A 23,461-nucleotide genomic window follows, 5' to 3' on the forward strand; every position below is an offset into this window, starting at 1 on the left:
GACGGTGGTCGAGACGGTGGTGTTCGCGGTCTGTGCCGTGGGCGCGGTCGCGTCGGGTGTCGCGGTGTTCGTCGTGGACTCCATGGCCCGGGCGACCTTCGCCCTGCTGGCCTCGTTCCTCCTGACCGGGGTGGCGATCCTGCTCCTGGGACTGTCCTACCTGGGCGTGCTGGTCATCCTCATGATGGTCATGGAGATGATGGTGATGGCCGTCTTCATGATCATGTACATGATGAACCCGGCCGGGCTGATGCCGATGACCATGGTGCACAACAGGGTCGGCTCGCTGGTCGTGTCCGTCGTGGTCTTCCTGCTGCTGGCCGCCGGGACCGTGTTCGTGCCTTGGCCGGGGCGGGAGGGCGCGCCGCCCCCGGACCCCGCGCTGGCGCTGGGTGAGGCGATCATGGGCCGGCACATGCTGGTCATGATGCTCGTGGGCCTGGTGCTGTTCGCGACCATGGTGGCCGCCACCGTGCTCGCCACCCACCGGGGCCGCTACGACCGCTACGGCGACGACCTGCGGCGAGGGCACCCCGACGACCCGATCGGCGGGGGACTGGGCCGATGATGCTGGAGACCTACCTCCTCCTGGCCGCCGCCCTGTTCTCGGTGGGGCTGTTCGGCGCGCTCAGCCAGCAGTCGGTCGTCATGGTGATGATGGGCCTGGAACTGATGATCAACGCGGTCATCGTCGCCGCGGCGGCCCTGTGGCTGTACACCTCGCCCGAGCGGCCCGACGGACAGGTCCTGGTCCTGGTCGCGGTCACCGCGATGGCCGTGGAGATGGCGATGGGCTTCGCCGTCACCACCGCGCTCTTTCGCGCACGCGACGTCGACATGGTGGACATGGCCGCCGACCTCGCCGATCACCGCGGTTCCGGCGCCTCTGGCGGCCACGAGCACCACGGGGGCCATGGAGGTCACGGGGGACACGGAGACCATGGTGGCCCCGGCGATCACGAGGACCACCGTGACCACGGCGGTCACGGCAGTCCCGGCGGGCACGGGCACCATGGGGATGACGACTCCGACGGCGGTGACCGGTGACGGCGGCCCTGGTGACGCTGGTGGTCCTACCCTCCGCGGTGGGCGCGGTCCTGCTCGTGGCGGGGCGGCGCTCCGACGCGGTCGCCGCACCCTGCGCCGTCGCCGCCGCGGCCCTGACCCTGGTCGCGGCCCTCGTCTCGGCCGTGACCCGCCCGGCTGCGTCCGTGCCGATGCTTCCGGGTGTTCCGGCGGGCCTGGCCGTGGACGGGTTGTCGGCGGTCGCGGTGGTCACCGTGGCCGCCGTCGCCGCGGCGGTCGTGCTCTTCGCCTCCGCCGAGATGGGGGAACGGGAGGCGCGCGGCCGTTTCTTCGGCCTCATGCTGCTCTTCACCGCGGCGATGCTCGTCACCGTGACCGCCACCAACCTGTTCGTCCTACTCGCGGCGTGGGAGGTCATGGGCGCCCTCTCCTACGCGCTCATCGGCTACTGGTGGCACGACGCCGACCGCGCCCGCTCGGCGACGCTGGCCTTCCTCACCACCCGGGCCGGGGACCTGGGCCTGTACCTGGCCGCCGGGGCGGCCCTGGCCGGGGGCGCCGAGGCACTCCAGCTCTCCGCTCTGACCTCCCTGGAGGGCGGATGGCGGGACGCGGCGGTGGCGGGGGTGATCGTCGCCGCGCTGGGCAAATCCGCGCAGCTGCCGTTCAGCTTCTGGCTCTCACACGCGATGGCCGGTCCCACCCCGGTCTCGGCCCTTCTCCACTCGGCCACGATGGTCGCCGCGGGTGGTTACCTGCTGACGCGGATCGCGCCCGCGATCGCGGCCACCGGATGGGCGGGGCCGCTCCTGGCCTGGATCGGAGTGGGCACCGCGATCCTGCTCGGTGCGGTCGCCCTGGCCCAGTCCGACCTCAAGCAGCTGCTCGCGGCCTCCACCTGCTCCCAGGTCGGTTTCATCGTCCTGGCGGCGGGTGTGGGCGGCATCGCGGGAGGAGCCCTGCAGTTCACCGCGCACGCCGCGGCCAAGAGCCTGCTGTTCCTGTGCGCCGGGGCCTGGCTGACGTCACTGGGAACACAGGACCTGGGGCGGCTGCGGGGAGCGGCGCGGCGCCGACCGCTGGTGGGAGCACTGTTCACGGTGGGGGCGCTGGCCATCGCGGGGCTGCCACCGCTGGGGATATGGGTGGCCAAGGACGAGGTGTTGGCGGCGGCGCTGGCAGCCGCACCCGCGCTGTACGCCGCGGGCCTGGTGGCGGCGGCGGTCAGCGCGGCCTACGCCGCGAAGGCGCTGGCCGTCGTATGGATGGTCGACTCTCCCCAGGAGGAGGGCAGGCCCCGGGAGGAGAACAGACCGGAGGGATCCTGCAGCGCCGCCGCGGCGGTGTCGCCCGCCGAGCGGTTCGCCCTGCTCGTCCTGGCCGTTTCCACCGTGGTCCTCGGGGCGTTCGCGCTTCCGCCGCTGGCACGGTGGTGGCACATGCTCCTGGGCGCCACGGGCGGCCCGGAACCCACGGGAGGTGAGATGGCGCTGTCGGGGCTGCTGAGCGCCGCGGTGGTCGTCGGCGTGTGGTGGGTGTATGCACGCGGTGCCACACGGGTCACGGCCGCGGCTCCGCCGGGCGGGCGGTGGCTGGGTGACTGGCTCGGGCTGGAACACCTGGTGAGAAACGGTGTCGTCCGGCCGACCATGGCGCTGGCGCGGAACCTGGCCGCCCTCGACGACCGCGTGGTCGCCGGTGGAGTGCACGCCGTCGCGGAACTGGGCGTGTCCACGGCCCAGGCGGTTCGAAGCCGCGTCGAGACCGCGGTGGACCACGCGGTGGGAGCGATCGTGACGGGTGCGCGGTCGCTGGCCGCGTGGGCCCTGCGCCCCCAGACCGGGCTGCTCCACCAGTACTACGTCCAGGCCGTCGTCGCGCTCGTCGTCCTGGCCGCCGTCTTCGTCCTGATGAGGTGAGGCGTGCTCTCCGTCGTCGTGTTCCTGCCCCTGCTCGCCGGCCTGGTGCTGCTGGCCCTGCCCCGTCCGCGTGACGGGGTCGTGGCCTGGACCTGGGTCGCGGCGGCGGCGCTGGACCTGCTGCTCGTCCTCGGCCTGTGGGCGTACTACCCGACCGCCGCGCCCTCATCGGGCATCGGGGACTTCGCCTACGAGGAACGGGTGCTGTGGATCCCCAGCGTCGGGGCCTCCTACCACCTGGGTGTGGACGGCCTCTCCCTGCCGCTGCTGGCGATGACGGCGGTGCTCTTCCTGGCGTGCGCGGTCCACTCCCTGCGCCAGCGTCGGCGCGCCCGCGCGCACGCCGTCCTCTTCCTGTTCCTCCAGACGGTGTCGATGGGCCTGTTCAGCGCCCTGGACCTGCTGTTGTTCTTCGTCTTCTTCGACCTGTCCATCGTGGGGATGTACTTCGTCATCGCCGGGTGGGGGCACGGGCGGCCGACCCGCTCGGCGTTGCAGTTCTTCCTCTACACCTTCCTCGGGTCGCTGGCGCTACTGCTGGGGTTCATCGGCCTGTACGTGGCCGCCGACCCCCACACCTTCGACATGGTGGAGCTGACCGCGGGGACGCCCCTGGAGGGCCGGGAACTCGCGGGCGGGCTGGTGCTGCTGGCCATCGGGGTCGGCCTGGCCGTCAAGACGCCCACCGTCCCCTTCCACACCTGGCTGCCCCCGGCGCACACCGACGCGCCCGCGGTCGGGTCGGCGATCCTGGCGGGGGTCCTGCTGAAGATGGGCACCTACGGGTTCGTGCGCATCGCGATGCCGATCCTGCCGGGGGCCTGGGCCGAGTACGCCATGGTCACCGTGGTCGTCGGAGTGGTCTCGGTCCTGTACGGATCGCTCGTCGCGCTCGCCCAGACCGACTTCAAGCGCATGGTCGCCTACACCTCGGTCAACCACATGGGGTACATCCTCCTGGGGCTGGGCGCGGCCGGGCTCGCGGCGGGCGGGCGGACCGACGCGGCGTCCCTGGCGATCACGGGCGCCGTCACGCAGATGGTCAGCCACGGGCTGCTCACGGGAGCGCTGTTCCTGCTGGCCGGCGCGCTCCACGACCGGGGCGGCACCTACGACATGGGGTCCTACGGCGGGCTGGCCGCGCGGGCCCCGCGCTTCGCCGCCCTGGCCGCCGTCGCGTTCTTCGGTTCGCTGGGTCTGCCGGGCCTGTCCGGGTTCATCGCCGAGTTCCAGATCTTCGCGGGCAGCCTCGGACCGGTCCCGGTGCCCACGGCGCTGGCGCTGCTCGGCATCCTGGTCACGGCCGCCCTGTTCCTGCGCGCGCTGCAACGCCTGTTCCTGGGAGGTCCGGGGCCGCGCACGGCCCGGGTCGGCGACCTGTCCGCCCGGGAGACCGCCGCGATCGCGCCGCTCCTGGCGCTGTCCCTCCTCATCGGCCTCATGCCGCACTTCCTGCTCGACCGGATCGAGCCCGCGGCCCGTGCCCTGGCTGCCCTGGTGGGCGGGTGAGCGGTATGGAGGAGATGAACCTGGTCGCCCTGCTGCCCGAAACAGTCCTCGCGCTCGCCGCGGTGGGGGCGCTCCTGCTCGGCAGCTGGACACCCCGGCACCGGCAGGGGCGGGTCCGCCTGCTGGTGGTCGCGGCGCTGCTGGTCGCGTTGGCGGTCACGGTCGTGTTCGCCGTGGCCGGGGTGGGATCGCACGGGGGCGGCTACGCGGTGGACGCCGCCACACACGCGGTGCGCGTCGCGGTGTTCGCGGGGGTCCTGGCGACGGTCCTGCTGGCCGCGGACACCCTCGACGCCCATCCGCGCGCGTCCGAGTTCCACGTCCTGCTGCTGCTCGGCGCCCTGGGCACGGTGGCGCTGGCGGGCGCGGACGACCTGCTGGTGCTCGCCGTGGCCTATCTCCTGGCGAGCATCCCGCTCTACGCGCTGGTCGGCTTCGCCAAGGACGGCGCGGGCACCGAGGCCGCCCTGAAGTTCTTCCTCCTGGGCGCCCTGTCGGGGATCCTGCTGCTCACCGGGGCCACCCTGCTGCTCGGGGCGGGTGGCACGACCGGCTACGCGGGACTGGCCTCCGCCCTGCCCGGGGCGCCGGGCGCACTGGTGGCCGTCGGCACCGTCGCGGTGCTGGCGGGGCTGCTGTTCAAGGCCGGGGGAGTGCCCCTGCACTTCTGGGTACCCGACGTGACCGAGGGTTCCCCGGTGCCGGTCGCCGCCTTCGTCACCACCGTTCCCAAGATCGGCGCCCTGGTCGCCCTCTACCGCCTGGGCGACCAGGTCCTGGCCGGGACCGCGCTGGACTGGGCGCTGCTGGCCGCGCTCCTGTCCGCGGCGTCGATGACCCTGGGCAACCTGGGCGCCTTCTTCCAGACGGACGCGCGGCGCCTGTTGGCCTACTCCACCATCAGCCAGGTCGGCTACCTGCTGATGGCGGTGGCCGCGGTCGGCGGGGGCGCGGAGCTGGCCCGGCCGGGGCTGCTGTTCTACCTGGGCGCCTACCTGGCGGCCAACCTCGGGGCGTTCGCGGTCGTGCACGCCCTGCGGGCCCGGACGCTGGAGGAGCACACGGGCCTCTTTCGCGACCACCCCTGGCTCGCGCTGAGTCTGGTCGTGTGCCTGCTCAGCCTCGTGGGCACACCGCCCACGGCGGTGTTCGTCGGCAAGCTCGCCCTGTTCACCGCCGCTCTGGAGGCGGGCCTGGGCTGGCTGATGGTGCTGGCCGCCGCCAACACCCTCGCCAGCCTCTTCTACTACCTGCGCTGGATCCTGCCGCTGTTCCGCCGGGAGGCGCGGGCGGAGGCGGAACGGGACCGTCCTCCGGGCCGGTGGAGCGCGGGGACCGCGGTCACCGCGGCGGCGGTCTCCCTCGGGATGGGTCTCGCGGCGGGACCGGTCCTCGCTCTGCTGTGAACCTTACTCCGCTGCGACTGGGGCCGTGTGCGGCTCAAAGGAGTTCGGCTGCCCAAGAGCTTTCTTCACGGTGACGGAGAAAGGCCAGGTCCGGCCAGCTACTAAGGAAAGAGCCAATCTATCACTAATGTAGTAGAAGTTGATGGTATGGCACTCGGGGAGGAGGTCGAGCGATGGAAGACAGCGATGTGAGCGTCCTGGTAACCGCTGCCGGAGCGGAGGGCACCCCCGGAAAGATCCTAAGGCTACGCGAGGCCGGCTACAGGGTGGTTGCCGCGGACATCGACCGTAGGGCAGCCGGCCTCTACTTGGCGGACCAGGCATACGTGGTTCCCCACGGGCACAGCCCCGACTACGCCCCCGAGGTCCTCCGTATTTGCGCCCTGGAGAGAATTCGGGCGGTAGTACCGCTGGTCGACGAGGAACTGCTCACGGTGTGGGCTCTGGCCGACCACGGCGTGCAGGTCTTGTTGCCCAGGGCGGAGACCGTGGCCTGCTGTCTGGACAAACTGACGCTCATGGAGCTTCTGTACGAATCGGGTGTGCCCGTGCCGAAGACACGCTTGGCCGCGCGAGGACACGACGGCCTGGACTTTCCGATCATTGTGAAACCACGATGGGGCCGCGGGAGTAGGGGAGTTTTCGTCGTACGTGATGCGGATGACCTTGCACTGACCCTGGACCGTGGCGGGGACGACCTCAGCCGTGTCATCGTGCAGGAGTACGTCGAGGGCCCTGAGTACTCCACCTCCGTCGTCCTTTGGCGAGACCGTCGCGTCCAGGCCGTTGTACCCAAGGAGGTGGTCTTCAAGGAGGGTTCTTCGCGTTATGCGATCAGCCGTCACCACCCAGGCGTCACCGAGGTGTGCGTCAGAACCGCTCACGTGCTCTCCGCCGACGGCCCCCTCAACGTCCAGATGCGTGTGGACTCCTCGGGTACACCTCGCGTGTTCGAGATCAATCCTCGTTTCTCCGGCAGTTCCGCACTCACCGCGGCGGCAGGCGTGGACGAAATCGGTGGTCTACTGAGCCAGGCTCTTAACAGTGATCGGAGGGCCCTCCGTGGCACATGGCGCGGCGGTGTAGCCATGGTCCGGCACACGACGGAGACCTTCGTCGCTGAGCCTGCTTTCACCGAGCGTCGATGGGCCCTCGGGTGGCGTGGATAGCATATGGCGTCGCCCTTGCTGGGTGGTTCTCACCAGTGCGCGCACGCTCTCTCGCGCCGATGGAGCGTCACCGGAGATACTGGAACGAAGGCGAGAACCAGGAAAGCCCGAGGATGAGATGGCACGAAAGAAACTTGGTCAGCTAGAGGCCGAGGTACTGGCCGTACTGGCGGGTGCTGAGGGCTACCTCTCGACGGGAGAGCTGCTCGACAGACTTGACGGCACCCCCGCCTACACGACGGTCAACACCGTCTTGTTCCGGCTTCTGGATAAGAAGATGGTCGAACGTTCCCAACGCGGCAGGGCTTTCGTCTATCGTCTTCTCGTTGACGAGTCCGAACTGGTCGCCGAGCGCATGTTCGATCACCTTCGCGTGGCCAGCGACCCCTCAAGTGTCCTCAACCAGTTCGTCCACGGACTCAGTACCTCGGAGGAGAAGGCCCTTCGTGCGTTACTGGACCGGCGTGAGGAGTAGCCGTGAGTTGGCTGGCCTTTGTCCCCGCCGTGCTTTTGACGGCACTCAGCCTGGTCCTCGCATGGAAGCCCCTGCCGGTCCACCCTGCTTGGTCGGCACGCATCCTCGCCATCTCGGCGGTGACCACGGCACTGGCCGTTCTGAGTACGACCCTCCTGGTGGCGGCGGCGTACATCGTGAGGCTGCTGCCCGCCGACTCGGTCCTGTCCTCAGGCAGAGGCAGGCTCCTCCTCGACCATGGGCCGATGCCGACCAACGTGGGTCTCATGGCTCTGCTCCTGCTGGCCGTCGGCCTGTTCGGAACCATTCGTGTGGGCACCGGGTGGTGGAGGGACATGCGTGCCGTGCGCAGGGACGCCACCACAATCACGGGTCAGAGCCAGCCGGTCGCGGTGGCCGTGCCCGGCCGCCGCGGTGGGGTCCTGCTCTCCAAGGGCATGATGCGGATGCTGTCCCGTCAGGAGCTCCAGGTGGTCTTTCGCCATGAGCACTCCCATCTGCGTCACAGGCACCATGTCTATACCGTCCTGGGAGCCTTCTCCGCCGCGATCTTCCCTCCGTTGAACTCGCTCCACAGGTCGCTACGCCTGGCAGTGGAGCGTTGGGCGGACGAAGACGCCGCTGCGGCCACGGGCGACCGGGAACTGGTCGCCCGTACCATCGCCCGTGTGGCTCTGGCCGCTCCCGTTCCCCGCTCGACCTGGCACCTGGCCTTCGCCCAGTCGCAGGTGGTGCACCGTGTGGAGGCTCTGCTCGGTGACGCACCGTCGGACAGCCGTGTGGCTGGCCCGGCTCTCCTGAGTAGCACGGGAGTCGCCTCGGGCGGTATCGCCTCCAGTTGTGTCCAGCTTCACCACCTTTTCGCGCTCCTGCTCATCTGAGCGATCGGGAACGGGTTGTCGCGCGGAGCCGGTGTGGACTCGCACGAGCACCCGTATCGCGAACCCTTACCATGGCGACGCCCGCGCAGATTCCCTACTCCTTGAACCCGATATGCAGATGGTCCTGGTGCACGGTGTCGGTGAATGACGCCCCCGCGGGGGTTGAGAGCGCCCAGGGGCCGCCGACCTCGGTGGCGCCTTCGGCCAACGAGAGCTCCATCAGGGCACGTGCGGGGTTGGCCCCCTCCCGCGAACGCAGGTCGGATACCGACACACCGTCGATTGCCCAGATGTCCACCGCTCGTCCGTGGATGTGGTTGCTGACCGAGTCGCTGTCGAAGACGTTGATCGGGTGACCGGTGGAAAGGACCGCCACCGAGATCGTGTGCTCTGCTGACAGAGTGAGCATCATCTCCAGCGTCCGGTCGTCGATGTCCCCGGCGAGGATGTCCCACCGTGAGCTGTCGGGAAGCCGGATCCGGTCGGAGGCCAGTACGCGTTCGGCCGTATCGGACAGCGTGACCTCGGTTTCGGGTGGTGTACCTCCGCTCGACGCGAGCTCGGTGACGGTCCACTCCTGTCCCTTCTGTTCAAGGCGGACGTCGACCGTGCGTACCTGCGTGGACAGCTCCTGTCCTCGGAGGGTGGTGAACTCCAACACGGTCATGACGGAGGCTTCGTCGTCCGTCAGCCCGCCCAGTTGCGGGTAGACGACCTGGGTGGCGGCCGCGGTGTCGGTGGAGAGGAGCGGGGTGTCCAGCTGTTCCGTGCTGTGGGGGACTCCTGCGGCCGTCAGGCGTTCGCGGGCTGCTTCGGGGGTGCCACCCTCGGCTCCGTAGTTGAACGCGGCTTCGAGGAAGCGGACCGCGGAGCGCTTCACTTCGAGAGCGGGCTCGTCCTCGGACACCCTGTACGCCGACACCTCTGGCAGCGTCGGTACGGAGTCGGCCTCTTCCGTGTCTGAGGACGACTGTTGCGCTCCCTGCCCGGTGAAGGCACAGGAGGTAAGGGAGAGGGCCATCGCGGTCAGGGCCGCGGCGCGTCGCAGGGTCAGCGTGTTCCGTCCCAAGGTGATCTTTCTTCTGGTTGGCGGTCGTTGACCGCACCCTGTGTCCCATGCGGGCGGCGTGTTCGCGGGTTCATGGACGTTCGTCTGCGGAGAGAGGCCGACCGAAAAGCTACTACGCTAGTAGTAAGTCTTTTGCGTGGCCTCGCCCGCGATGTTTTCCGGTGGAAGTGCGAGGCGGGTCTTGTCAGCATCTATTACAAGTGTAGTAGATTGCGGCCATGTCCTCCTTGCCACCTACGGAGACGCCCGTGGTCTCGGTGCGCGTCATGGAACTGCGGGATGTGCCCGTAGCGGTCCGCCTGCACCGACTCAACCTGCCCACGGGGTTCTTCGTCGAACTCGGTGACCACTTCCTTGAGCGTTACTACCGCACCTTCCTCACCAGCCCAGCGGCGGTGGCGCTCATCGCCGAGGTCGACGGAAGCCCCGCTGGATTTCTCGTCGGTTCCTTGGACGAGGTGGTGCATCACCACCACATGCTCCAACTGGAGCGCTGGAGACTGGCCCGGGCGGGGGTGATGTCACTTCTCGTGCGGCCAGAGTTGACCATGCGTTTCGTTCGCACACGAGCGCGGCGCTACGCCAAAGGGATCCGGCGTTCCAACGCCGGTACGAACACGGACCAGGAGGCACGATTCCGTACCGGGGTTCTCAGTCATGTCGTGGTGGAGGAGCACACACGCCGTGCAGGTGTGGGAGCCCTTCTGGTCGAGCGGTTCGCGGCCATCGCACGACTCCACGGAACCCGGAGACTCAGGCTGTACACCAGCTATGACAACGAACCGGCGAAGAAGTTCTACGAACGCCTGCACTGGGAGTCCCAGGAGAACCAGGCGGATATGGACGGCAAGCTGTGGACGCCCTTCACTCTCGACCTGGAGTGAACGGGAACACGGCATGCGGCCCTCGGCCGCTGACACGCACCGACTACCACGCGGACGAGCAAAGGACCCCGATCGGTGACGACTCCCACCACAGAACCGCACAAGCCGGATCTGGCGAGGTCCAGCAGTGTCATGGCCGCCGGTACCGCGGTCTCTCGTGTGACCGGATTCGCGCGCACGGTCGTCCTGGCAGCGGCATTGGGAACCCAACTTCTGGGAGACGCCTACAACACAGCCAACACGATTCCCTTCATCGTCTACGACCTGCTCATCGGCGGCCTGATGGCCAGCGTCATCGTGCCGTTCCTGGTCAGGCGCCGCAAACGGGATCCTGACGGGGGCCATGCCACTGAGCAGCGCGTGTTCACCATGGCTCTTATCGCCCTCCTGGCGCTGGCGTCAGTGGCGGTCCTGGCCGCGGAACCACTGATCCGCCTCTACGCCGGGGAGTTCACCGATGCCCAGTTCGACGTCGCGGTGCTGCTTGCCCGCTTCTTGCTGGCGCAGATCTTCTTCATCGGACTGAGCGGTGTGTCCAACGCCCTACTCAACATCCGTGGCAGGTTCGGCGCGCCCGTGTGGGCTCCGGTGCTCAACAATGTGGTCATCATCTGTGTCGGACTGTCCTTCCTCCTCGTCTCGGAACCGGGAGTCACCGCCGGGACGGTCACCGACACACAAGTCATTCTTCTGGGGCTTGGAACAACCGGCGCCATGGTGCTTCAGGCCCTCACCTTGCAGTGGGCGCTGCGTGCGGCCGGTTTCCGGTGGAGGCCCCGCCTCGACCTCAGGGGTTCGGGGCTCGGCGAGGCGTTGCGCGCGGCCGGTTGGATGTTCGTACTCGTGTGCACCATGCAGACGGGGTTCCTGATCACCGCCAACCTCGCCAACCGGGCGGGTGTCGCGGCGGCCACCGGTGAGCCGGGGGTCGGGGCGGGCCTGACCGCCTACAACTACGCCTACCAGTTGTTCCAGTTGCCCTACGCGATCCTGGCGGTTTCGGTCATCACCGTTCTACTGCCGCGAATGAGCGAGTATGCCGCCGACAACGCGTGGAGCAGGGTACGGGACGACTTCTCGCGAGGCCTGAGAACGGTGGCGACCCTGCTCGTCCCCATAGCGCTCGTGATGGCCGTCTACGCCGTTCCCCTGTGCGTCCTGGTGTTCGCCCGCGGTAACACCTCGGTCGAGGACGCCCGTGCCATCGGCCATGTCCTCACGGTCTTCGCCCTGGGGCTGGTTCCCTTCACCGTCTACCAGCTCATGCTGCGCGTCTTCTACGCCTCCGGGGACACACGTACCCCGGCCCTGACCAGTATCGCCAACGTCGCGGTGCACGCCGTGATCGCCCTGGCCTCCTACTGGATCCTTCCGCCGCACCAGGTCGTCATGGGCGTCGCGAGCGGGTTCATGCTCTCCTACGTGTGCGGGCTGCTCATCGGAGGTGCTGTCCTCGGCCGCAGACTGGGAGGAATTGACGGACGTCGAATCACGTGGACGGTAGTCCGCCTGCACATCGCTGCGGTCCCTTCCGTGCTACTGGCCGCGGGAGCTCTCCTGTTCGCTCAGGACCGGATCGCTGGTGAGACGGTCACGGCCGTGGCCGCGATGGCGGTCGGAGGCGTGTGCGGAATCCCCTTGTTCCTGTCGGTGGGTCGTTCCCTGCGTATTGAGGAGGTCGCCGCGGTGACGACGATGGTGCGTGACCGGATCGTGCGGAGACGATGACGGCATGATGAGGAGATACCCCGTGGTCGTATCTCAGTTAGAGTGGATACCGTGACATCAGGAGCACTCGGACCCGGCCGACGCATTCATCGTGCGCGGGGCGTGTGGTCGGTGCTGGAGAGGGCACGCTCGACGCGCCGCTCCTTTGCTGCGCGCCTGGTGCTGCCGTTCGCCACGATGGTGCTCGCCCTGCTCTTCCTGAGTCACCACGGCGTGGTGGTAGAGGAGGCCATGACAGAACCCGGCCCCACCGTCCACGCCACCGCCTCCTCGGGTGGAGGCTCCTCCGGGCACGCCTTCGGGGGTATGGAAGCCGAGCACGGTGACTACGCGAATGCCACGCATTCCGACTGCGTTCCCTCCAACACCGGATGTCTGAACGCCAAGACCGAGCTCGGGCTTCCCGCGCCGCTTTCCGTCGGCGGAGTACTGCTGCGCCCCGTGCCGCTCCAGCCGCCGCCGCTTCTCGCTCACAGCCCTCCTCCCCAGCCTCCCCAGCTGTCCGAACTGTCGATTCTGCGGATCTAGTACCCGGCGGAACTCCCACGCCCTTTCCCCATCGCAGAGCGAAGGACAGTTCAGCCATGTCAGAAATCACCCGCCGTACCCTCGTCGGCGGGGGGATCGCCCTGTCCGGGGCCGTCCTCCTGTCAGCCTGCTCCCGCACCGGTGCCTCCTCCCTGGTGAGTCCCGGTGACGACATCGTCGACACGACCGAGGCCAGGCGGCCTTCCACCGGTCGTGAGCGCGAGTTCACGCTCACCGCCGCTGAGACCGAACTCGACCTGGGCGGAACCCGTGTGCGCACCTGGGGCTACGGAGACGGCCTTCCCGGCCCCGAGTTGCGGGTCGGTGCCGGAGACACCGTGGCCGCCACCCTGGTCAACAACCTTCCCGACCCCACCAGCGTGCACTGGCACGGGTTGGCCCTGCGCAACGACATGGACGGCGTCCCCCACCTGACCCAGGGCCCGGTCGCGCCCGGCGAACGCTTCACCTACCGGTTCGTCGCGGCCAACCCGGGCACCCACTGGTTCCATCCGCACGTGGGAACCCAGTTCGACCGGGGCCTGTACGCACCGATCATCGTGGAGGACCCCCGCGAACCGCTGGCCTACGACCAGGAGTGGGTCATCGTCCTGGACGACTGGCTGGACGGGGTCGAGAGCACCCCGGACCAGGTCCTGGAGGAACTACGCGGGGGGATGGACCACGGCGGTCACGGCATGGGGGAGGGGAAGGGGCCCATGCGGATGGGCTCGACCCTGATGGGGGCCACCAGCGACCTGCTCGGCGGGGACGCCGGGGACGTCTACTATCCGATGCACCTGGTCAGCGGCCGACCGCCCAACGATCCACGCACCTTCGAGGCCGCACCGGGCGACCGGGTGCGGATCCGACTGATCAACGCCGGGGCCGACACCGCCTACCGGGTCTGCCTGGGCGGGCACACGATGACCGTCACCCACACCGACGGCTACGCGGTCGAGCACACCGAGGCCGACGCGCTGCTGATGGGCATGGGAGAGCGCTACGACGTCCTGGTCACCCTGGCGGACGGCGTCTTCCCGTTCGTCGCACTCGCCGAGGGCAAGGACACCACGGGACTGGCACTGGTCAGGACCGGCTCGGGTTCGGCCGCCGATCCCCAGGTGCGTCCTGCGGAACTCGACGGCCGGGTCCTCGTGGCCACCGACCTGACCGCCGAGGAAAGCGTCCGCCTGGACGTGACGGAGCCCGACGTCGTCCACGAGATCAGACTGACCGGGTCGATGGCCGACTTCGACTGGGGACTGAACGGTCGCGCCTACGACCACGAGGACCCCACCGCGGCGGCCTTCACCGTCTCCCACGGGCAGAGGGTGCGGCTCGTCCTGACCAACACCACCGACATGTGGCATCCGATGCACCTGCACGGTCACCACGTCCAGATCGGAACGGACGGACCCCGCAAGGACACCCTGAACGTCCTGCCCGGACAGACGCTGACCTGCGACTTCGACGCCGACAACCCGGGGTTGTGGATGACGCACTGCCACAACCTCTACCACGGCGAGTCCGGAATGATGGGCGTGGTCGCCTACACCGCCTGATCATCCGACAGCGGAAGGGGATGGGCGCGCATCGTGCGCCCATCCCACCCTCACACCGAAGGAGATCAGCGCTCATGCCGATCACACCTGCCTTTGTCCTCCGACCTCTCGCTCTCCTGGCCTCACTCGCCATGCTCACCGCTTGCGCCGCCACCGGTGGTGACAGCACCGACTCCTCATCCGGCTCCGAACAGCAGGGCGCCCCGCCTGCCGAAATACAGCACGTGCACGGCATCGTCGCGAACTCGAACGGGGACGGCTGGATCCTGGGCACCCACCAGGGCATCTTCCATGTCAGCGACGACGGCGAAGTCGAGTCCGTCGGCCCGGTGGTGGACTTCATGGGACTCAGCGACGCAGGCCAGGGACGGCTGGTGGCCAGCGGCCACCCCGGCCCCGACACAGACATGCCCAACCCGGTTGGCCTCATCGAGTCAACCGACGGAGGACGCACGTGGGAACCCCTGTCGCGAGCCGGGGAGTCCGACTTCCATGCGCTCGCGGCCACCGAAGACACGGTGATCGGGTTCGACGGCGCCCTGCGCGCGACTGACGACGGCCAGGAGTGGTACGACCTGGACCCGGAACTGAACGCCATCGGACTGGCCGTCTCCGAGGACGCGGAGACCGTTCTGGCCACCACACAACAGGGCCTGCGACGCTCGGAGGACGGTGGCCGCTCCTTCACACAGGTCGACGGAGCTCCGCCACTGGTGTTCGTTGACTGGGTCCGGGGATCCGACACTGTCTACGGCATCGATGCAGGCGGAGCCGTGCACCGGAGTGAGGACACCGGTCGGAACTGGGAGGCGCTGGGCACAGTCGGAGAACAGCCTGAGGCGATTCACGCCGACGCTGACCACGTGGTGGTGGCAGCCGGCGGAACGCTGGTGGTGTCCTCCGACGGAGGACAGACTTTCGAAGCGGTGGGTTCCCAGGACGGGTGAACGCTCACGCCGGGAAGGTGATCCGTCTCAGCCCATCGGTGGTCGCACCGAGTGGGGGCGTCCTCGGTCTGCTACCCGTAGGTGGGCTGATGACCCTCACTCGGTTGGCAGGCGGCTGCACCCTACCTTTGTGACCCCGGGGACGTTGGCTGCTCCGGACCTGTGCACCCGAGTCACCCAGACGTATCTTCCGTGCGACTACCGAGATCTGATGGCTTTCGCGATCTCCGAACACGCGCGGACAACGAAAGGAGGCGATATGCCCGCATGGCTTCGACCGCTCGAGTTCCGGGTCGAGGAGTACGACGACCATCGGCTGTATGCCTGGTTGGCGCTGATCGGGCTGGTTCTCGGTGCGGTCATGGCGGTCTTCGGGCTTCCGCCGGTCGACATCCACGGGCCGCTCCACTACCTGGGGATCATGGATCCCCTGTGCGGTGGGACCCGCTCGGTGTGGGCGGCGATGAGCGGTGACCTGGCCGAGTCCTGGCGGTACAACCCGCTCGGAATCCCTTTGGTCGTCGGGGCCGTCGTCGTTCTTCTGAGGTTGGTGTTCGGCATGATGACAGGCCGCTGGGTCAACATCCGCCTACGTTCGTGGCCGATCGTCGCGGTGGTGGGTGGCGTGCTGTTCGGGCTGCTGGCCATCCGCCAGCAGCTCAACGTCGAGCTCCTGCGCAGCCCGCCCGGCGAGTTCTCGCTCCTGGGACCCGTGCTGAACGCGCTGCCGGTCCTGGTACTCGCCATATGGGTCTCCCTCAGGCGCCGTCGTATGTTGGCCAGAGCCGACCGTCCGTCCTGAGTCCCGTCCAGAACGGGGAAGGCCCAACGAAGGAGGTGACCGCTGCGATGATCGCCATAACCGTGCCCCAAGGCGGTCACTTCCTCGCCCCTCTCTTCGTGAGCGGAGATCCTGAAGAGCGGCAGGCCCAGCGCAGGTAGGGGAAGAGAGGACGAGGGTGCCAGCGGCCCCATGGCTGACATCGGGACCCTTGCGGAGCTTGGTTTCGATGCGAGCCGCCCCCTGCTGCTGGTGTGCTCGACCGTACGTCTCGGTCTGGCCCTTGGTGCCGCAGGGAGGTGGCTTTCGAGTTTGGCATGAACCCTGTCCGGCACCGCAGAACGGTCCTTCACTCCACAGCGGGGTGCGTTGCCGACGACTTCTCGTCAGGAGGGGCGCGGGGTGTCCTCGCTCTGGTCCCACCGAGAACGAGGACACCCTTGGGACGTCGCTCCGGGGTCAGGGGAGAACGGACGACACCCCATCCGGAGAGGTCGACGGTGCCGGGAGTAGGGCTTGCAGATCCTCGGCGACCTGGGACAGAGGACGGTCGGGCAGGAACAGTTGGACATCCACGTCTCGCCAGGCCGGGACCTGGCGCAGTCGGAAGGTGAGTTGGAGAAGATGGTAGCTCTCCAGCCCCAGGTCGCTCCAGGACGTCGACAGGTCAAGGCCTTCGGACAGTGGCAGCAATCGGGCGATCTCCGCAGTCAGGTGTGCCGTTACCCCGTCGGGAGAGGGCACTTGGATCTGTTCGGCGTTGGTTTCCGTGTCAGTAGTGGTGGTGTGGTCCCAACCAGGGGCGATGACCAGGTTCGGGTGGGCACGGTGAGTTGGTCCGGCGGGGGTGATACCGAGGGTGTACAGCTCTCCGATCGCGCGGGCGAACGTGTTTGAGGCGCTGGTGGCGGCCACGACGCGGTGCTGGGTGCCCACGGTGTGGGCAATGTGCTCGGACAGCAGCGCTCGTGGTCCGATCTCCACGAACACCACCGGCTCTTCGGCTCCGATGCCGGTGGCCTGGTGCAGGGCGTCGGTGAATCGCACTGGTTCGCGCGCCTGGGAGGCCCAGTACGCCGGGCCCCACAAACCTGGCCCAGCCGTGCTGTCAGACGGATAGGCGGTGGAGATGATGGGGACTCTGGGCACCTGGGGACGCAGGCCCGCCAAGGCGCCTTCGAGTTCCGGGACGAGAGGGTCCACGGCCGGGGAATGGGCGGGGATGGTGTCCGCGATCGGCCGCGACCACACTCCTTCCTGGTCGAGGGCGGTGTGCAGGTGCAGCAACTCCCCCTGTGCTCCGGCTACGACCTGCACTTGCGGGGCGCTGTAGGAAGCGATGGTCAGGTGCCCCTCATAGGCGGCCAGGAAGTCCGAGATCTGCTCAACGCCCGCGCGTACCGCGAGCAGCCCGCCCGTTTCGGACAGTCCGCCCAACAGGCGGCTGCGGTGGGCGAGTATCCGCGCCGCGTCCCGTAGGGACACGGCACCCGCGCTGTAGGCCGCGGCGACTTCCCCGACAGAGTGGCCCATGACGGTATCGGGAATGATGCCACGCTCGGCCAGCAAGTGGGTGAGCGCGACCTGCACCAGGAACGTGCAGTGCTGGGCGTCCACGAAGCTGGTGATGGGGCCGCCGGGTTTCCATACCGGGTAGCTGGTGTGCTGCTCCAGCGCCGCGCGGGCTTCGTTCAGAGCGCGGGCGAAGACGGGTTGGCGCATCAACTCGCCTCCAGCGTCGGGATGGTGGCCGCCATGTCCGGTGTAGACGAACACCACCCGCGGCCGGGTGGCAGGGGCGGGACGGGGGCCAACCACGTCCGAGTTCGGGGCCTGGTCCTGGATGCTGCGCAAGCCCTGGACCAGACCACCGAGGTCGGAGGCGACCACCGCGGCTCGGTACTGGTGATGACCCCCGTGAAGGAGAGCGGTATCGGCCACGGTTCCCACGTTGCGGCCCGAAGGAGCGCGTTCGGCCATGTCAGCGGCGACCGAAGCGAGAGCTGTGTGGGCGCGGCCGGAAATCAGCACGGTCTCCGGCAACGGCATGGGTTTCTCGCCCGGCGGCGGAGCCACAACGGGGGCTCGGGTGATGATGGCGTGTGCGTTGGCCCCACCGAACCCGAAACTGCTCACCCCAGCCACCCGACTTCCCTCGACGGAGAACTCACCGCGCGGCCACTCCTCCACACGGGTAGGCACCCGCACCAAGCCAGCGAGCTGAGGACGCAGGGCTCGATGGTGCAAGGTGGGCGGAAGCGTGCCGCGATGGACCGCCAACGCGGCCACCATCACCCCGAGCGCTCCAGCCGCGCCCTCCAGGTGACCGAGCGCTGACTTGACCGACCCCACCGGCACCGGAGTGTTCCGACCCAGAGCTCGGGCTATGGCTGTGACTTCGACACGGTCCCCGGCCCGCGTACCGGTGCCGTGCGCTTGCACCCACCCCACCCGGTCCGGGCACATGTCGGCGTCGGCCAAGGCCTGACGGATCACCGCTACTTGACGCTCGACCCGGGGCGCGAGCAGGTGTGTGGAGCGCCCGCCGTGGCCGATGGCGGTTCCAGCCACGTGAGCCCACACCCGATGTCCCCGCTCCTGGACGAGTCCGGCCCGCGACAACACGAGCACGACCACACCCTCGGACCGCACGTACCCGTCCGCGCCCAGGTCGAAGGGTTTACACCGGCCATCCGGTGCCAGCACTCCGGCTTCCACGAAAGAGGCGGTGATCACCGGGGAGGCCAACACGTTGGTTCCGCCGACGATCGCGGTGTCCGCCTCGCCTGAGCGCAGGTCACGCATGGCCGTGTGCAGTGCGGTCAACGACGACGAACAGGCAGTGTCGATGGTCATCGACGGCCCGGCCAGGTCCAACAGGTAGGAGACCCGGTTGGCCAGCATCGCCATCCCCGCGCCGGAGGAGGTGTACACACCGGCACGGTTCCCCGTGCCGAAGTTGAGCGCGGCCTGGTCGGTACTGGCCGCGCCGACGTAGGTTCCGGTCCGGCTCCCGGTGAGTGAGGACGGCCGCAGGGATGCGTCGGCGAGCGCTTCGTAGACCACCTCCAACAGGATTCTCTGCTGCGGGTCCATTTCGGCGGCCTCATCCGCGGTGATGCCGAAGAACTCCCGGTCGAAGGCGTCGATATCCACGACCCCGGCGGGGAACGGCTGGTCGGGCACCTGCTCGGAGTGCAGACGCGAGACCATCTGCCGCCAGCGCTCGTCCGGTACACGAGTGACGCAGTCTCGCCCCTGGACCAGGGCGTCCCACAGCTGGGCGGGGGTGATGATGTCGCCAGGCAGGCGGCAACCCATGCCGATGATCGCGACCGGTTCCTGGCCGGTGGAAGTGGTGGGTGTGGTGGTCATCGCCGCGGTCCCTTCGCTACCCACACTCCGGCCGCTCCCATGAGGGTTACCTGTACTTCCGTGAAGTGAAGACCGAGCATGTGCTTGAGTTCCACGAGCCGGTCGCCGTCGTTGTGGAAGACGTTGCGGTCAGGACGGTTGTAAGCGTGCTGGAGACGGCGTGCGAGCCAGTTGTTGCGGGTGAAGGGATCTTCGACACCCAGCAGGGTGGAACCGATGAACACCCCGCTGGGCGCCAGGACTCGCGCGACCTCGGAGAAAGGCGTGTGCTTGGCGCGCAGAGAGGCGCCGGGGACGCAGTGCAGGACGTGGAACATCGCCACCGACCCCACCGAGTCATCTGCCAGCGGCCACGGGCAGGCGAGCACGTCGTGCTGGTGGGTGAGGACCCGTGCGCGCTCACGCAGCAGCCGTGCGCACCGCACCAACGGTGCTGAGTTCAGGTCCAGCAGGTGGACCTGACGCAGACGGGCCGACAGCGGCACACCGTCTGGGCCGACGGGATCGGGACTGTTGACCAGAAAGTGTCCGTCGGCCGGGCCGACCTCCAGGTGAGAGGCGGCTGTGTGGTGGGCGTAGAGGTCTGCGATCTCAGTGTTGTCGACCTTCCACGCGAACCGGTGGGACAACCCCACGACCAGGCGGCGGTACCGCCGAAGGTTCCGGTGGCTGTAGAGCCTGGGATTTGGCGCTGAGACAGGTGATGGGGAGTTCTCGGGCATGGCGAAGCAGTTCCTTCGGCTGGGGGACGCTCACAGACGGAGCAGGTCGGTGAGTACGCGGGGGTTGTCGAACCCCCGCACCCACTGGTCGGCGTAGTCCTTGTCGATGCTGGCCAGCGCCATGGCCTCCAGCACGGCGGGGGAGAGGCGGCCGGTGTGGAAGTCGTTGACCATGCGCGAGAACGCGGCGGTGTGCCGGATCTCCTCCTGCCACAAGGCGGAGAAGGTGTCGGTGAAGAACGCCTGGTCGAAACTGCCGTGCGCGTCGAAGCGGGCGATCATCCGTTCGATCAGGAACTGAGCGCCCCTGGTGGAGACCGCCCACCCCTGCCCGGTCCTGGGCTCGGTGGTGACGACGGCGTCCCCCATCCCCACCACGAACCCTTCGCCCAGGAAGGCGACGGGTGTGCGGACCACCGGGGCAATCCTTCGGATGAGCGTGGAGTTGCCCTCGACCAGTTCCCCCTCCCGGTACCGCTCAGCCAACTCCGGCAGTACCGGACCCATGCGCTCGGGCAGCAGGGCATGCACGTCGGGTCGGTGAGCGGCATCGGTGGTCAGGTCCAGTTGACCGTTGGGATGAGCCGCGACCATGACCGAGTGAGCGGGGCCCTCAGCGGTGAGTGTGGGAATGACGTAGACCTCTCCCGCCGAGGTGGAGTACACCTCGACGTCGACACCCTTGTCCGCGGGCCAGTCGTGCAGATAGGCCTGGGAGACGATCTGTGCTTCTGCTGCCAGAGGCCGGGTGGGGTCGGCGGGGAAGAGCTGTCCGAGCTCACCGGCGCCCACCGCGATCAGGACCGCGTCATACATCCGGGTGAAGTAGGCCAGGTCGGTGACGGTGGCCCCGTGGATGACCACCTTGCCGCCCTGGTCCTCGAAGTACTCCAGCCAATCGGGCAGCTTCACCCGTGGGTCCACGGCCACACCTTCGGCTCCGAGGTCGCCGGTGAATCCGCCGATGCCGTCGGTGGTGAGTGTGGTCAGCCGTACCGTGCGGTACACCGGGGCATTGGAGGCCCAAAAGTCCAGACCGAGGTCCTGTTCGACTTTGCGCACCGACGGAAGGGTCAGCTGGGTCATCTGCGCTCGGCCCTGACGCATCTCCACCGAGGAACGCGAAGTCAGTAGCGTCACGTCGGCTCCGTGGCGGAGCAGCCGGTGCGCGGCCTGCAAGCCGCCCTGGCTGGCGCCCACGATCAGGATCTTCACGAGGCATCCTCCAGGCGTCGCAGGAGTCGGTTCAGCACTGAGCGAGTGGCGGGCCGGGAACGGGCATCAGCGACCGTCACCCGGTCCGGGGCCACATCGAGCGTGGCGCTGACCAGATCGGGAGCGGGGTCGGTGCCATCCAGGTGATTGACCACGACCTGATAGGGCAGCGCGGCGTCCTGCACCGCCAGAAGAGTCGGGATCGCCTCAGCGCTGCGGTGGGGATGGACGACCACCAGCACTCCCAGAGCGGAGCGGACGACCCCGGGCCAGAACGCGTCGAAGGCGGTTGGTGCCGGTGCGGCCAGCAGATGCAGGCGACTGGTGGGTGAGATCTCGATGGCGCCGAGCTCCAGTGACAGGGAGATCAGCTCACCATCGTGGTGCGCGGTTTCCACGGTGCGTATCGGAGCATGGTCGGAGGCGGCGCCGACGTAGGTGGAGGTGCCGGTGCCGCGCGGCCCCACCACCGTGACCTTGGCCGACACCAGGCCGGGGCATCGTTTCGAGACCGGAACCTGGTGTTGGAGTCGAGCCTGGCGAGCGAACTCCCTCGGCGGATGGGCAGAGCTGAGCTGGACCAGATGCTGTGTGGACAGGTCCGTGATGATGGTGGCGGCCACCGCTCGGGGCAGGCTCAGCCGGGCAGCGAGCTCCAACACCGACATGGGCTGGGCGGTGTCGGCCAGCAGCTGGAAGGCCGCCGTGGTCATCTCGTCAGGTCCGCCATGGCCCGTCACCTGTGAGCTGCTGCCAGGGACGAGGCGGACCAGGGTGTGGTCGGTTACGTTCGGGCGCAGACGAATTCGAGTAGCCATCATGCGGCCTCTTTCGACACGGGGGATCGGTGGACACGCATCCCGCCCACCGTGCGCGGCAACTCCTGGGGCAGTAGGGGAGCGACGGCGTCGGCGAACTCGCCGCACGCTCCCGCACCGGTGATCAGCGCCTGGTCATCGGGCATCGCGGCGAGCAGGCAGGTGCAGGACGTGATGGGCAGCATCACCATGGGGCCGTCTGCGCAGCGCAGCACGACCCGCTCGACATCGCCGGTGCTCAACAGCCGCGAATAGGAGGCCGCCGTCGAGAACAGGGTCGCGAAGGTGGCGGCTGACCGCTCGGCGTGCTCTTGGTCCATGCCGGTGTAGGCCAGTACGAGGGCGTCGTGGGAGCACACCAGCGCCGAGGCCAGGCGGGCGCGCTTCGCCAGTTCCGCGAGTTCGGCTGCCACGCGCGTGATGGAAGGGGCCGGTGCTTCAGGCGGGAGGGTGGTGGGCGCTGGTACGGAGGACATGCGGCCACTCTGATCCGCGAACCCTGCAACTCGGCGTGCTCACGGTGGGGCCAAGCCAGGAGCTAGGAAAGCCGTCAACCAGCGAGGATGGATTCCTCGATGCCAAGGCGCCTGGTCAGTCCGACGGCTTGGGTACGCAGGGAAGGGCGGGCCTGGTGCAGGACCCGCCGTAGCGTGTCGTGCGCGTCGCTGTTGTAACGCAGGTCCTCGGCACCGGTTGTCTCCGCTTGCAGCAGGTACAGCATCGCCGCCCCAGGATCGAAGCGAAGGATGTGGCCCCGCGCCAGGTCCAGGGACCACGTGGTGTGACGTTCCCGTGAGGCGAGGGGCGAGGTGTCGATCCGGTCCGCCAGAGACAGGGCCGACGCGGCCTGGCCGTCCTCCAGTTCGATACTGACCGCGTGCAGGGCCACGTTGGAGGGCCCGAAACAGGTTCTTCCCACGTTGGTCTCACCGGTCTTCTCGGCCAGGGGAGCCGCACGGTCGTTGATCCATTCCAACGCCGTGAACTTGTCCCCCGAACGGGCCTGGGTCACCGCCGCTGTCAGCCACAGGGCTCCCGTGATCGCGCTGGCGTCGCGACTCTCGACTGAGGACACCTCGGAGATGGCGGCGAGTGCGACCTCCTGAGCCGCACGGTGCTCTCCAAGGGCGAGGAGGGCGTGACTGTTGTTCCAACGGGCCGTCGCCAAGCGAACGGGATCACACGACCGCTCGGCCGCGCGGATTCCCCGGTCAGCTGCCAGAAGCGCGAGCTCCTTACGGTTGATTCTGCGTGCCACGGTCCGTAGGAGTCCGTAGGCGTCAGCTGCCAGGCGCTGGTCCTCCGGCTCCGTGGATGTGTCTCGTGCCGGGTTTATTGGAGGCTCGGAACCAACGCTTCGCCTTCTGTTGCCCCGGCCTGCTGCCGGTAGAAGCCGTCCTCGAACTCCGCTGGCGGGACCAGACCGATCTCGCCGTGCAGACGG

21 protein-coding genes are annotated in these 23,461 nt (G+C 68.4%); 14 read left to right on the forward strand and 7 right to left on the reverse strand.

Going from position 1 to position 23,461, the window contains the following annotated elements; genetic code table 11:
* Positions 1 to 4 precede the first annotated feature (4 nt).
* From HGB44_RS15605 to HGB44_RS15640, 8 genes are all read left to right on the forward strand, one after another.
* Entirely contained in the window at positions 5 to 568 is a 564-nt protein-coding gene (locus HGB44_RS15605) for an NADH-quinone oxidoreductase subunit J (RefSeq protein ID WP_061082974.1), read from the forward strand.
* Positions 565 to 1,047, forward strand: a complete 483-nt coding sequence (nuoK, locus tag HGB44_RS15610) for an NADH-quinone oxidoreductase subunit NuoK (protein WP_231972619.1) — start codon at positions 565 to 567, stop codon at positions 1,045 to 1,047. Before HGB44_RS15605 ends, nuoK begins: the two co-directional genes overlap by 4 nt.
* Positions 1,044 to 2,945 (forward strand): NADH-quinone oxidoreductase subunit 5 family protein, encoded by a 1,902-nt coding sequence (locus HGB44_RS15615; protein WP_061082973.1) that lies wholly within the window; start codon positions 1,044 to 1,046, stop codon positions 2,943 to 2,945. Before nuoK ends, HGB44_RS15615 begins: the two co-directional genes overlap by 4 nt.
* Before the next feature lie 3 nt (positions 2,946 to 2,948).
* Complete coding sequence (locus HGB44_RS15620; protein WP_061082972.1) at positions 2,949 to 4,454, forward strand: complex I subunit 4 family protein; 1,506 nt, start codon at positions 2,949 to 2,951, stop codon at positions 4,452 to 4,454.
* 5 nt (positions 4,455 to 4,459) lie between these two features.
* Complete coding sequence (locus HGB44_RS15625; RefSeq protein WP_061082971.1) at positions 4,460 to 5,860, forward strand: NADH-quinone oxidoreductase subunit N; 1,401 nt, start codon at positions 4,460 to 4,462, stop codon at positions 5,858 to 5,860.
* A gap of 173 nt (positions 5,861 to 6,033) precedes the next feature.
* Positions 6,034 to 7,029 carry an ATP-grasp domain-containing protein gene (locus tag HGB44_RS15630; protein ID WP_061082970.1) on the forward strand — a complete coding sequence of 332 codons (996 nt, stop codon included), beginning with the start codon at positions 6,034 to 6,036 and terminating at the stop codon, positions 7,027 to 7,029.
* Between the two features lie 118 nt (positions 7,030 to 7,147).
* Positions 7,148 to 7,504, forward strand: coding sequence for a BlaI/MecI/CopY family transcriptional regulator (locus HGB44_RS15635; protein WP_017563157.1), 357 nt, complete (start codon positions 7,148 to 7,150; stop codon positions 7,502 to 7,504).
* A gap of 2 nt (positions 7,505 to 7,506) precedes the next feature.
* On the forward strand, positions 7,507 to 8,385 hold the full coding sequence (locus tag HGB44_RS15640) for a M56 family metallopeptidase (RefSeq protein WP_061082969.1): 879 nt from the start codon (positions 7,507 to 7,509) through the stop codon (positions 8,383 to 8,385).
* 94 nt (positions 8,386 to 8,479) lie between these two features.
* Here HGB44_RS15640 and HGB44_RS15645 read toward each other — a convergent pair whose 3' ends face one another.
* Positions 8,480 to 9,307, reverse strand: coding sequence for a hypothetical protein (locus tag HGB44_RS15645; RefSeq protein ID WP_061082968.1), 828 nt, complete (start codon positions 9,305 to 9,307; stop codon positions 8,480 to 8,482).
* A gap of 365 nt (positions 9,308 to 9,672) precedes the next feature.
* Between HGB44_RS15645 and HGB44_RS15650 the strand changes: the two genes are divergently transcribed.
* The 6 genes from HGB44_RS15650 (at position 9,673) to HGB44_RS15675 (ending at position 15,908) form a co-directional block, all read left to right on the forward strand.
* The gene (locus HGB44_RS15650) at positions 9,673 to 10,338 is read left to right on the forward strand and encodes a GNAT family N-acetyltransferase (RefSeq protein ID WP_061082967.1); all 666 of its coding nucleotides are present in this window, start codon (positions 9,673 to 9,675) and stop codon (positions 10,336 to 10,338) included.
* 75 nt (positions 10,339 to 10,413) lie between these two features.
* Positions 10,414 to 12,066, forward strand: a complete 1,653-nt coding sequence (gene murJ / locus HGB44_RS15655; RefSeq protein ID WP_061082966.1) for a murein biosynthesis integral membrane protein MurJ — start codon at positions 10,414 to 10,416, stop codon at positions 12,064 to 12,066.
* Positions 12,067 to 12,117: 51 nt separating this feature from the next.
* Positions 12,118 to 12,594, forward strand: a complete 477-nt coding sequence (locus HGB44_RS15660) for a hypothetical protein (RefSeq protein ID WP_168444028.1) — start codon at positions 12,118 to 12,120, stop codon at positions 12,592 to 12,594.
* A gap of 56 nt (positions 12,595 to 12,650) precedes the next feature.
* Positions 12,651 to 14,159: a multicopper oxidase family protein gene (locus HGB44_RS15665; protein WP_061082964.1), complete on the forward strand. Its 1,509-nt coding sequence runs from the start codon at positions 12,651 to 12,653 to the stop codon at positions 14,157 to 14,159.
* 74 nt (positions 14,160 to 14,233) lie between these two features.
* The gene (locus HGB44_RS15670) at positions 14,234 to 15,106 is read left to right on the forward strand and encodes a F510_1955 family glycosylhydrolase (protein ID WP_231972618.1); all 873 of its coding nucleotides are present in this window, start codon (positions 14,234 to 14,236) and stop codon (positions 15,104 to 15,106) included.
* A 259-nt stretch (positions 15,107 to 15,365) separates the two neighbouring features.
* The gene (locus tag HGB44_RS15675; protein WP_061082962.1) at positions 15,366 to 15,908 is read left to right on the forward strand and encodes a DUF2752 domain-containing protein; all 543 of its coding nucleotides are present in this window, start codon (positions 15,366 to 15,368) and stop codon (positions 15,906 to 15,908) included.
* Positions 15,909 to 16,346: 438 nt separating this feature from the next.
* On the opposite strand, the gene HGB44_RS15680 is transcribed toward HGB44_RS15675, so the two are convergent.
* The 6 genes from HGB44_RS15680 to HGB44_RS15705 all read right to left on the reverse strand — a co-directional run bounded on the left by HGB44_RS15680 (position 16,347) and on the right by HGB44_RS15705 (position 23,092).
* The gene (locus HGB44_RS15680) at positions 16,347 to 19,262 is read right to left on the reverse strand and encodes a type I polyketide synthase (RefSeq protein ID WP_168444029.1); all 2,916 of its coding nucleotides are present in this window, start codon (positions 19,260 to 19,262) and stop codon (positions 16,347 to 16,349) included.
* On the reverse strand, positions 19,259 to 19,897 hold the full coding sequence (locus tag HGB44_RS15685) for a class I SAM-dependent methyltransferase (protein WP_231972620.1): 639 nt from the start codon (positions 19,895 to 19,897) through the stop codon (positions 19,259 to 19,261). The genes HGB44_RS15680 and HGB44_RS15685 overlap by 4 nt, the downstream gene beginning before the upstream one ends.
* A 117-nt stretch (positions 19,898 to 20,014) precedes the next feature.
* Complete coding sequence (locus HGB44_RS15690; RefSeq protein WP_061082959.1) at positions 20,015 to 21,199, reverse strand: styrene monooxygenase/indole monooxygenase family protein; 1,185 nt, start codon at positions 21,197 to 21,199, stop codon at positions 20,015 to 20,017.
* A complete protein-coding gene (locus HGB44_RS15695) occupies positions 21,196 to 22,020 on the reverse strand; it encodes a DUF742 domain-containing protein (RefSeq protein WP_082768585.1) in 825 nt (274 codons plus the stop codon). Before HGB44_RS15695 ends, HGB44_RS15690 begins: the two co-directional genes overlap by 4 nt.
* Complete coding sequence (locus HGB44_RS15700) at positions 22,017 to 22,430, reverse strand: roadblock/LC7 domain-containing protein (protein ID WP_061082957.1); 414 nt, start codon at positions 22,428 to 22,430, stop codon at positions 22,017 to 22,019. Before HGB44_RS15700 ends, HGB44_RS15695 begins: the two co-directional genes overlap by 4 nt.
* A gap of 137 nt (positions 22,431 to 22,567) precedes the next feature.
* Positions 22,568 to 23,092, reverse strand: a complete 525-nt coding sequence (locus HGB44_RS15705) for a hypothetical protein (RefSeq protein WP_168444030.1) — start codon at positions 23,090 to 23,092, stop codon at positions 22,568 to 22,570.
* Positions 23,093 to 23,461 lie beyond the last annotated feature (369 nt).

The organism is Nocardiopsis alborubida, assembly GCF_012396365.1.
Lineage (GTDB): Bacteria > Actinomycetota > Actinomycetes > Streptosporangiales > Streptosporangiaceae > Nocardiopsis > Nocardiopsis alborubida.

What these genes read in the sequence shown, in the direction of transcription:
- nuoK (WP_231972619.1), top strand. Translation starts at nt 565, where the DNA reads ATGATGCTGGAGACCTACCTCCTCCTGGCCGCCGCCCTGTTCTCGGTG.
- HGB44_RS15625 (WP_061082971.1), top strand. Translation starts at nt 4,460, where the DNA reads ATGGAGGAGATGAACCTGGTCGCCCTGCTGCCCGAAACAGTCCTCGCG.
- HGB44_RS15630 (WP_061082970.1), top strand. Translation starts at nt 6,034, where the DNA reads ATGGAAGACAGCGATGTGAGCGTCCTGGTAACCGCTGCCGGAGCGGAG.
- HGB44_RS15635 (WP_017563157.1), top strand. Translation starts at nt 7,148, where the DNA reads ATGGCACGAAAGAAACTTGGTCAGCTAGAGGCCGAGGTACTGGCCGTA.
- HGB44_RS15650 (WP_061082967.1), top strand. Translation starts at nt 9,673, where the DNA reads ATGTCCTCCTTGCCACCTACGGAGACGCCCGTGGTCTCGGTGCGCGTC.
- HGB44_RS15665 (WP_061082964.1), top strand. Translation starts at nt 12,651, where the DNA reads ATGTCAGAAATCACCCGCCGTACCCTCGTCGGCGGGGGGATCGCCCTG.
- HGB44_RS15670 (WP_231972618.1), top strand. Translation starts at nt 14,234, where the DNA reads ATGCCGATCACACCTGCCTTTGTCCTCCGACCTCTCGCTCTCCTGGCC.
- HGB44_RS15675 (WP_061082962.1), top strand. Translation starts at nt 15,366, where the DNA reads ATGCCCGCATGGCTTCGACCGCTCGAGTTCCGGGTCGAGGAGTACGAC.
- HGB44_RS15680 (WP_168444029.1), bottom strand. Translation starts at nt 19,262, where the DNA reads ATGACCACCACACCCACCACTTCCACCGGCCAGGAACCGGTCGCGATC.
- HGB44_RS15695 (WP_082768585.1), bottom strand. Translation starts at nt 22,020, where the DNA reads ATGATGGCTACTCGAATTCGTCTGCGCCCGAACGTAACCGACCACACC.